General features: G+C 75.5%; 6 protein-coding genes. 4 read left to right on the top strand and 2 right to left on the bottom strand.

The window, feature by feature from the left end; all coding sequences use genetic code 11:
* Positions 1-17: 17 nt before the first annotated feature.
* Positions 18-1,580, top strand: coding sequence for a phytoene desaturase family protein (locus ACIQZN_RS24250; protein ID WP_403997530.1), 1,563 nt, complete (start codon positions 18-20; stop codon positions 1,578-1,580).
* Between the two features lie 20 nt (positions 1,581-1,600).
* Here the strand turns inward: ACIQZN_RS24250 and ACIQZN_RS24255 are convergent, their stop codons facing one another.
* A complete protein-coding gene (locus ACIQZN_RS24255) occupies positions 1,601-2,461 on the bottom strand; it encodes an SDR family oxidoreductase (protein WP_403997533.1) in 861 nt (286 codons plus the stop codon).
* Positions 2,462-2,657: 196 nt separating this feature from the next.
* Here ACIQZN_RS24255 and ACIQZN_RS24260 point away from each other — a divergent pair, with 196 nt between their 5' ends.
* The 3 genes from ACIQZN_RS24260 (at position 2,658) to ACIQZN_RS24270 (ending at position 5,834) form a co-directional block, all read left to right on the top strand.
* Positions 2,658-3,344: a HemK2/MTQ2 family protein methyltransferase gene (locus ACIQZN_RS24260; protein ID WP_403997536.1), complete on the top strand. Its 687-nt coding sequence runs from the start codon at positions 2,658-2,660 to the stop codon at positions 3,342-3,344.
* Positions 3,328-3,546 (top strand): CDGSH iron-sulfur domain-containing protein, encoded by a 219-nt coding sequence (locus ACIQZN_RS24265; RefSeq protein ID WP_403997539.1) that lies wholly within the window; start codon positions 3,328-3,330, stop codon positions 3,544-3,546. The genes ACIQZN_RS24260 and ACIQZN_RS24265 overlap by 17 nt, the downstream gene beginning before the upstream one ends.
* Positions 3,547-3,701: 155 nt before the next feature.
* Entirely contained in the window at positions 3,702-5,834 is a 2,133-nt protein-coding gene (locus ACIQZN_RS24270; RefSeq protein ID WP_403997542.1) for an ATP-binding protein, read from the top strand.
* Between the two features lie 4 nt (positions 5,835-5,838).
* On the opposite strand, the gene ACIQZN_RS24275 is transcribed toward ACIQZN_RS24270, so the two are convergent.
* On the bottom strand, positions 5,839-7,252 hold a 1,414-nt coding region (locus ACIQZN_RS24275), incomplete at its 5' end, for a hypothetical protein (protein WP_403997544.1).

Raw genomic sequence — 7,252 nt, forward strand, 5'->3', positions numbered from 1 at the left:
CCCACCTGGAGGCATCGATGCCGGACGCCGTGGTCATCGGCGCGGGCCCCAACGGGCTCGTCGCGGCGAACCTGCTCGCCGCCGCCGGGTGGAGCGTCGAGGTCCTGGAAGCGCAGCCCGAGCCCGGCGGGGCCGTGCGCAGCGACCGCGGGGTGCACCCCGATTACGTCTCCGACCTGTTCAGCTCGTTCTATCCGCTGGCGGCGGCCTCCCCGGTCATCGACGGACTCGACCTCCAGGAGGAGGGGCTGCGCTGGTCGCGTGCGCCCCGGGTCCTGGCGCACCCGCTGCCGGACGAGCGGTGCGCGGTGCTGGAGAGCGACGCACGGGACACCGCGGCGGGGCTCGACACCTTCGCCGAGGGCGACGGGGCGGCGTGGCTGGAGCTGTGCGCCACCTGGGACCGGGTGCGCCGCGAGGTGCTGGGCGCCCTCTTCACCCCCTTCCCGCCGGTGCGCTCGGGCGTCCGCCTCGCCGCCCGGCTCCGGGCCGCCGGCGGACTCCGCCTGGCGCGGACCCTGCTGCTGCCCGTACGCCGCCTGGGCGAGGAGCGGTTCGGCGGCGAGGCGGCCCGGCTGCTGCTCGCCGGCAGCGCCCTCCACGCGGACCTCGGCCCGGAGGCGGCGGGGAGCGGCGGCTTCGGCTGGCTGATGTCCATGCTCGGGCAGACCTACGGCTTCCCGGTGCCGCTCGGGGGCGCGGGCGCGCTCACGGCGGCCCTGGTGCGGCGCCTCGAACGGCACGGCGGCGTGCTCCGCTGCGGTGAGCGGGTCACGGAGGTCGTCGTACGCGGCGGACGCGCTGTCGGCGTACGCACCGCGAAGGGTGAGGCCGTGCCCGCGTCCCGTGCCGTGCTCGCCGATGTGTCCGCGCCCGCGCTCTACGGCGGACTGGTCGACGCACATCATCTGCCCGGCCGGCTCCTGGACGATATGCGCCGCTTCCAGTGGGACTTCGCGACGTTCAAGGTGGACTGGGCGCTGAACGGCCCGGTGCCCTGGACCGCCCGCCCGGCGACCACGGCGGGCACCGTGCACCTGGCGGACGGCGTCGACGGACTCACCCGGTTCGCGGCGCAGATCGCCATGGGACAGGTACCGGACCGCCCCTTCCTGCTCTTCGGCCAGATGAGCACCGCCGACGCCACCCGCTCACCGGCCGGCACCGAGGCCGCCTGGGCCTACACCCACGTCCCGCACCGCATCAAGGGCGACGCGGGCGAGGACGGGCTGACCGGGCGGTGGGACCGGGGCGAGCGGGAAGCCATGGCCGACCGGATGGAGCGCGAGGTGGAGCGCTGGGCCCCCGGCTTCCGCGCCCGCATCACGGCCCGCCGCCTGCTGGCACCCCCGACCATCGAATCCATGGACGCCAACCTGCGCGGCGGCGCCATCAACGGCGGAACGACGGCGGCGCACCAGCAACTGGTGTTCCGCCCGACCCCGGGCACCGGCCGCCCCGAGACGCCGGTCAGGGGCCTTTACCTCGCCTCGGCCTCGGCGCACCCGGGCGGCGGGGTGCACGGGGCGCCGGGCGCCAACGCGGCGCGCGCGGCGCTGCGCAAGCGGCTGCGCCGCTGACGTACGGCCCAGGGCACGCCCTACGCGTTCTCCGCCGCGCGGCCCCCGGCGCCCAGCAGGCCCGTGGCCGTGAACTCGGAACGCGTCAGCTCCTTGCGGGTCGCGAGGGCGACCACCCCCGGCAGCCCGGCCCGCACGGCCTGGACGCCCCGCAGCCAGCCGGGGACGTACACCGAGGGCGAGCGCCGCTCGATCGCGGCGACCAGGCGCCGGGCCACCTCGGGCGCCGGATAGGTCCGCCGGGCCGGCGGGGGCATATGGGCGCGCAGCTCGCGCAGCACGGGGAACTGGTCGGCGTCCCGGACCATGTCGGTGTCGATCCAGTTCAGATACGCGATGCCGACGCCGACACCGTTCGGCGCCAGCTCCGCGCGCAGCGAGTGGCACAGGGACTCCACGCCCGCCTTGGAGGCGCAGTACGCGCTCATCATCGGCGCGGCCCCGATGGACGCCAGCGAGGCGATCTGGAGGTAGTGCCCCCGGGTGTCCAGGAGCTGCGGCAGGAACACCCGGGCGGTGACCGCGCTGCCGATCAGATTGACCTCGATCACGCGTCGCCAGCTCGCCGGGTCGGAGTCCGCGAACGGCCCGCCCTCGGCCACGCCCGCGTTGGCGACGACCACCGAAGCGGGGCCCAGCCGGCGGCGCACCTCGTCGGCGACGCGGGCCATCGCCGCGTCGTCGGTGACGTCCACATGCCAGTGCCCGGAGGGTGCGGGGAGCGTGCCGGCCACCCCGGCGAGCGCCTCCTCCTCCAGGCCGAGCAGGGCCACCCGGGCGCCCCGGGCGGCCAGCTCCCGCGCCACGGCCTTCCCGAGGCCGCGCGCCCCGCCCGTCACCACGGCCGTACGGCCGCTCAGCAGGTGCTTCCGGTCAGTCACGGGACTCCTTCGCGGTGAGCGGGAGGGCCGGGGTGCCCTGTCCGGCCATGGTCACCCGGGGGTGCCGGATGTGCGCGGCGGGAGCCCCGGGGGACGGCTTTTCGAGTCGCGGTGGGCAGCGGGCCCGGCCAGGCTGGACTGGATGAGGACGCGCCGGTGAGAACGAGGACCGCCTTCCCCCTCATGGAGGATTCGGATGACGACTACCGCCGCACCGCCCGTCGACCTGGGCCGGCTCTGGACCCTCCCCGGGGTCTACGCCCCGCAGGCCGACACCCACCTGCTGGCGCGGGCGCTCCAGGCCGAGGGCCCGGCCGCCGGCATGGACGTCCTCGACGTCTGCACGGGCAGCGGCGCCTTGGCCCTGCTCGCGGCGCGCGGCGGGGCCCGGGTCTCCGCGATCGACATCTCGCGGCGGGCCGTCCTGACCACCCGCCTGAACGCCGCCCGCGCCGGCCACCGCGTCCGGGTGCTGCGCGGCGACCTCACCGGCCCCGTCCTCGGCCGGCGCTTCCACCTGATCGTGAGCAACCCCCCGTACGTCCCCGCCCCGCACGCCCGCCGCGTCCGCGCCCACGGCCCCGAGGTCGCCTGGGACGCCGGGCTCCGCGGCCGGCGGGCCCTGGACCGCATCTGCGCCCACGCCCACGACGCCCTCCACCCGAACGGTGTGCTGCTCCTCGTCCACTCCGGGCTGTGCGGGGCGGAGGAGACCGTGGCCCGGCTGACCGCGAGCGGCCTGCGCGCGGCGGTGGCGAGCCGGTCCTCCGTACCCTTCGGGCCGGTCATGACCGCGCGCCTGCCGTGGCTCCGGGCGCGGGGCCTGCTCGGCGCCCGCGACGACACCGAGGAACTGGTGGTCATCCGTGCCGAACGCCCGTGAACCCCGCCGCCTGAGCATCGAGCCGGGCGGCCCGGTGCTGATCGAGGGTCCGGTCGAGATCGTCCGCGAGGACGGCTCGACCGTCACCTCCGACCGCTTCGTCGTCGCGGTCTGCACCTGCCGCCGCAGCCGGACGTACCCCTGGTGCGACACCAGCCACCGGCGTCACTCGAGACCGCCGGGGGCGGGGCGCTCGGCCTGACGGTTCATCCCCCGCCCCGCTGGCCGAATACGGCCGCGCGCCACATGTATCGCGCCACGCGGGGGAGTTACTGATGCCCGAGTGTTTCCATGACGGGGAGGCACGGCGATACAGTCCGGCAGTGGCGAGGCCGGTGAGCAGGGGGAGGGACCGACATGTTGGAGGTTGTGGCGCTCGGTGCGCTGACCACGTTCCTCATGGGGGTGGGGAACGGAGCCGCCGGTGAGATCGGGAAGAACCTGTCGCTGTCGGCCGGCGCCCTGGTGCGACGGACGCTCGGGCGGGAGACGCCCCTGCCGGCCGCCCCGGAGGATCGCCGGGCGCTGGCGGAACGCGTGCACGCGCGGCTGGGCGGAGATCCGCGACGGGCCGGCGAGTGGGCGCTGATGCTGGAGGGTGTCCCGGACACGTCCGTCGAACCGTCCCGGGGCGCGATGCCCCCGGCGCCGTGGGCCTTCACCAATCAGGAGAAGGTGCTCAGGCAGCTCGTGAGGGAGGCCGACCGTCCCTGGGCGGGCCGGCCCCGGATGGTCCTGCTGTCGGGTCCCACGGGCAGCGGCTCCACCTCGGTGGCGCTCCGGCTGGGAGCGGAGACCCGTGACCGCTTTCCCGACGGCCAGTACTACGTCGACCTGCGGAGCGCGTCCGGGGAGGCGGGTCCGGAGCCTGCGGGTGTTCTGCTGCGACTGCTGGCGGAGATGGACGTGGACCCCGACCTGATTCCGGCCACCGAGGCGGACCGCGAGAGGCTGTACCGGAAGCTCAGCGCCGGGCGGAAGATGCTCGTGGTGATCGACCACACGACCTCGCTCGCGCAGACGCGTGCACTCGTGCCCTCGACGCCCGACGTTCTGCTGGTGGTGGTCGTGTCGGGGCCGCCGCTGCTGCTGGAGGCCGAGCGCGTCGCCGTTCCGCCGCTGAGCGACCGTCATGCCAAGCAGCTCGTACGCAAGGTAGCGGGGCCGGAACACGCCGACCGGGTCAAGGCCCAGCTGCCCGCAGTGCTCGAACGCTGCCGGGGCAACGCGTTCGCCCTGCATGCCGAGGCACGGCTGCTGGCCGGGGGCGGGACCGAGCCCGATCCCGTGATCCCGGGAGTTCCCGACCAGCCCGTACGGACCGCCGCGCACCTCGCCTCGCTCCGGCTCGGCCCGGACGCGGTGCGCCTGTGCCGGCTCACCGCGCTCGGTGGCTGGCCCTCCGTCGGCGTGGCGCTCGCGGCGGCCGCCGCCGAGGTGGACGGGGCGACGGCTGCCCGCCTGCTCGACGAAGCGGTGGAGGTCGGGCTGCTGGACGCGCTGCCCGACCGCCGGTACCGCTTCCGGCCCGAGATCAGGCGGCAGTTGGCCGAGACCGCCACCGCCGAGTACGGCCTCGACGCATGCGCCCAGGCGGTGCGGCGGATGCTCGAAGCGCTGCTCGGGCTGGTGCTGCCGGCGTCCCGCGCGGCGCTGCCGGAGAGCTGGCGGACCGAGGTGCCGGCGGAGCATCAGGCCGCGTCCGCGTCCGTCCCCGACGGCATCGCGGTCCTGGCCGCCGAGGTCGCCAACGTGGCCCGGGCGGTCGTGGTGGCCGAAGAACACCGGCACACCGGCATCGCCCTGTGGCTGGCTCGTTCCCTGTGGCCGTTGCAGTTGAAGGCGGGGTACTGGGACGAGGTGCTTCCCGCCCTGCGGACTGCGGCCCGGTGCGCCGAGGAGAACCGGGCGGACGAGCGGATGGCCGCTGCGCTCCACTTCCAACTGGCTCACTGCCTCGGGGAGATGAGGCGAGGCGAGCAGGCGAACCGGGCCGCCCGGGCAGCCGTCACCTACGAGCGTGCCGCAGGCCACCTGCGGGGCGAGGCGTCGGCCGTGGAGCTGCTGGGCCTGCTGAGCCTCAACACCTGGTCGTACGAGGACGCGTACGAGAGGTTCACCGAGGCCGAGGCCGTCTACCGCAGGATCGGCCCTGGCGAGGAAGGCGCGTCCGATCTCCCGAGGGCCCTCGCCCTGGCCGAACGCCATCAGGGACGGGCCCTGCGCGGTATGGGCAGGCTGGCGGAATCACGCCGGAATCTGGAGCGCGCGACCGACTTCTTCGCGGGACGCACCGGCGCGCCGCCCGAGCCCTACAACCGGGCGCGCACCCTCACGGACCTGGCGGAGACCCTCCATGAAGCCGGTGACGACACGGCGGCCCTGGCCAGGATCACCGAAGCCGAGACGCTGCTGCCGGCCTCCGCCACCCCGCACCGCGCCTACCTCGCGGGTCTGCGGCGCCGATGCGAGGCGGGCGCCGCGCGGTAGCGGCTCAGCCGCTCGCCTCCACGCGGAACGGGTGCACGCGTCCGGCACTGTGCATCCGGAGCACGGTTCCGTGCGCGGGGATCACGCCGCCGTACGCCAGCCAGGCATGGAAGGCGCTGGCGTAGGCGGCCGGGTCCGCGTCCGCCCCGGTGCCCGTATCGGCGGACAGGCGGAACGTGCCGCGCCGCCCCCGGCTGCGTACGACACAGGTGTGCGGACCGCTCACGTACGCGGCGGTCGAACAGTGGGGGTGCAGGCGCAGCACCTCGTCGCTCCATGCGGCCGGGCCGCCCAGCCGGAGGTCGTCGGCCGGTCCGTCACGCGAGATCACGTCGGCCACGTCGAGGTCGCCGGGGTGCCGCGTCTCCTCGTGCACGGCGAGGTGCGCGTCGCCGGCAGCCCCGGCGGGATGCCCGGCGGACCGCTCGACGACGATGTCCACCCCCTCCGCACGGGTCCTTACGTGCAGCGGGGACGTCACCTTCGCCGGGCGGTACGGGGGGAGCGCGAGCGGCTCCATCGATGCGCGGCCGGGCGGTTCGGGGAGGTCCATCAGCGCGTAGAAGTGCCGGCGCAGGAGTTCGGCGGACCGTCCCGGCTCCGAGGTGACGAACCCGGCGGCTGTGGGGTCCGGCCGGTGGGTGCTGATCCCGCGCTCCACCTGGGGGAGCAGCGGAGCACCGGGATCCAGCCGGGGCGCGCGACGGACGAACCGGGCCAACGGTGCTTCGGGGTCGAGTACGCCGGTCCCGTCGGCGGCCAGGAGTGCGGGCGTGCCGAGGGCGGCGGCGTAGTAGGTCACCGCGCCGAAGTCCCCGACCACGAGGTCGGCGGCGAGCAGTGCCTGCCGCCACTCGCGTACGGGGTCGATCAACGTCAGTCCGTCGCGCCCGGCCCGGTCCAGCCACGCCCGGATCTGGCCGGGGCCGTGCCCGTACCAGATGTTCGGGTGGAGAACCGCGGCCAGCCGGTAGTCATCGGCGGGGAGTTCGGTGGCCAGCCGGGGCAGGAGGCCGGGCAGGACGTCCTGGCCGCCGCCGGTGCCGAAGAGGCCCTCCGGGTTCCAGGTCGAGTTCAGGAGGACTAGCCGCTGGCCGCCGCGGACCCCCAGCGCACGCCGGAACCTGTCCCGGTAGGGGCGCGCCGCGAGCATGCGGTCGAAGCAGGGGTCTCCGGCGAGTACCGCCGAGGGCACCGCGTTCGCGCAGACCCTGGCCAGCCGCTCCAACTGCTCGGGGTGGGAGAGGACGAGCCCGTCGACGAAGCAGCTCCCATCGGACAACAGCCACTCGGGCGACAGCCCGAACGTCGGCGTCCCGGCTCCCGGCTCCCGGCTCCCGGCTCCCGGCTCCCGGCTCCCGGCTCCCGGCTCCCGGCTCCCGGCTCCCGGCTCCCGGCTCCCGGCTCCCGGCTCCCGG

Origin of the sequence: Streptomyces sp. NPDC097595 (assembly GCF_044761525.1) — a bacterium.
GTDB lineage: Bacteria > Actinomycetota > Actinomycetes > Streptomycetales > Streptomycetaceae > Streptomyces > Streptomyces drozdowiczii_A.

Bases quoted from the DNA above. Each gene is read 5' to 3' on its own strand.
- ACIQZN_RS24270 (WP_403997542.1), top strand. From the start codon at position 3,702: ATGTTGGAGGTTGTGGCGCTCGGTGCGCTGACCACGTTCCTCATGGGG.
- ACIQZN_RS24260 (WP_403997536.1), top strand. From the start codon at position 2,658: ATGACGACTACCGCCGCACCGCCCGTCGACCTGGGCCGGCTCTGGACC.
- ACIQZN_RS24250 (WP_403997530.1), top strand. From the start codon at position 18: ATGCCGGACGCCGTGGTCATCGGCGCGGGCCCCAACGGGCTCGTCGCG.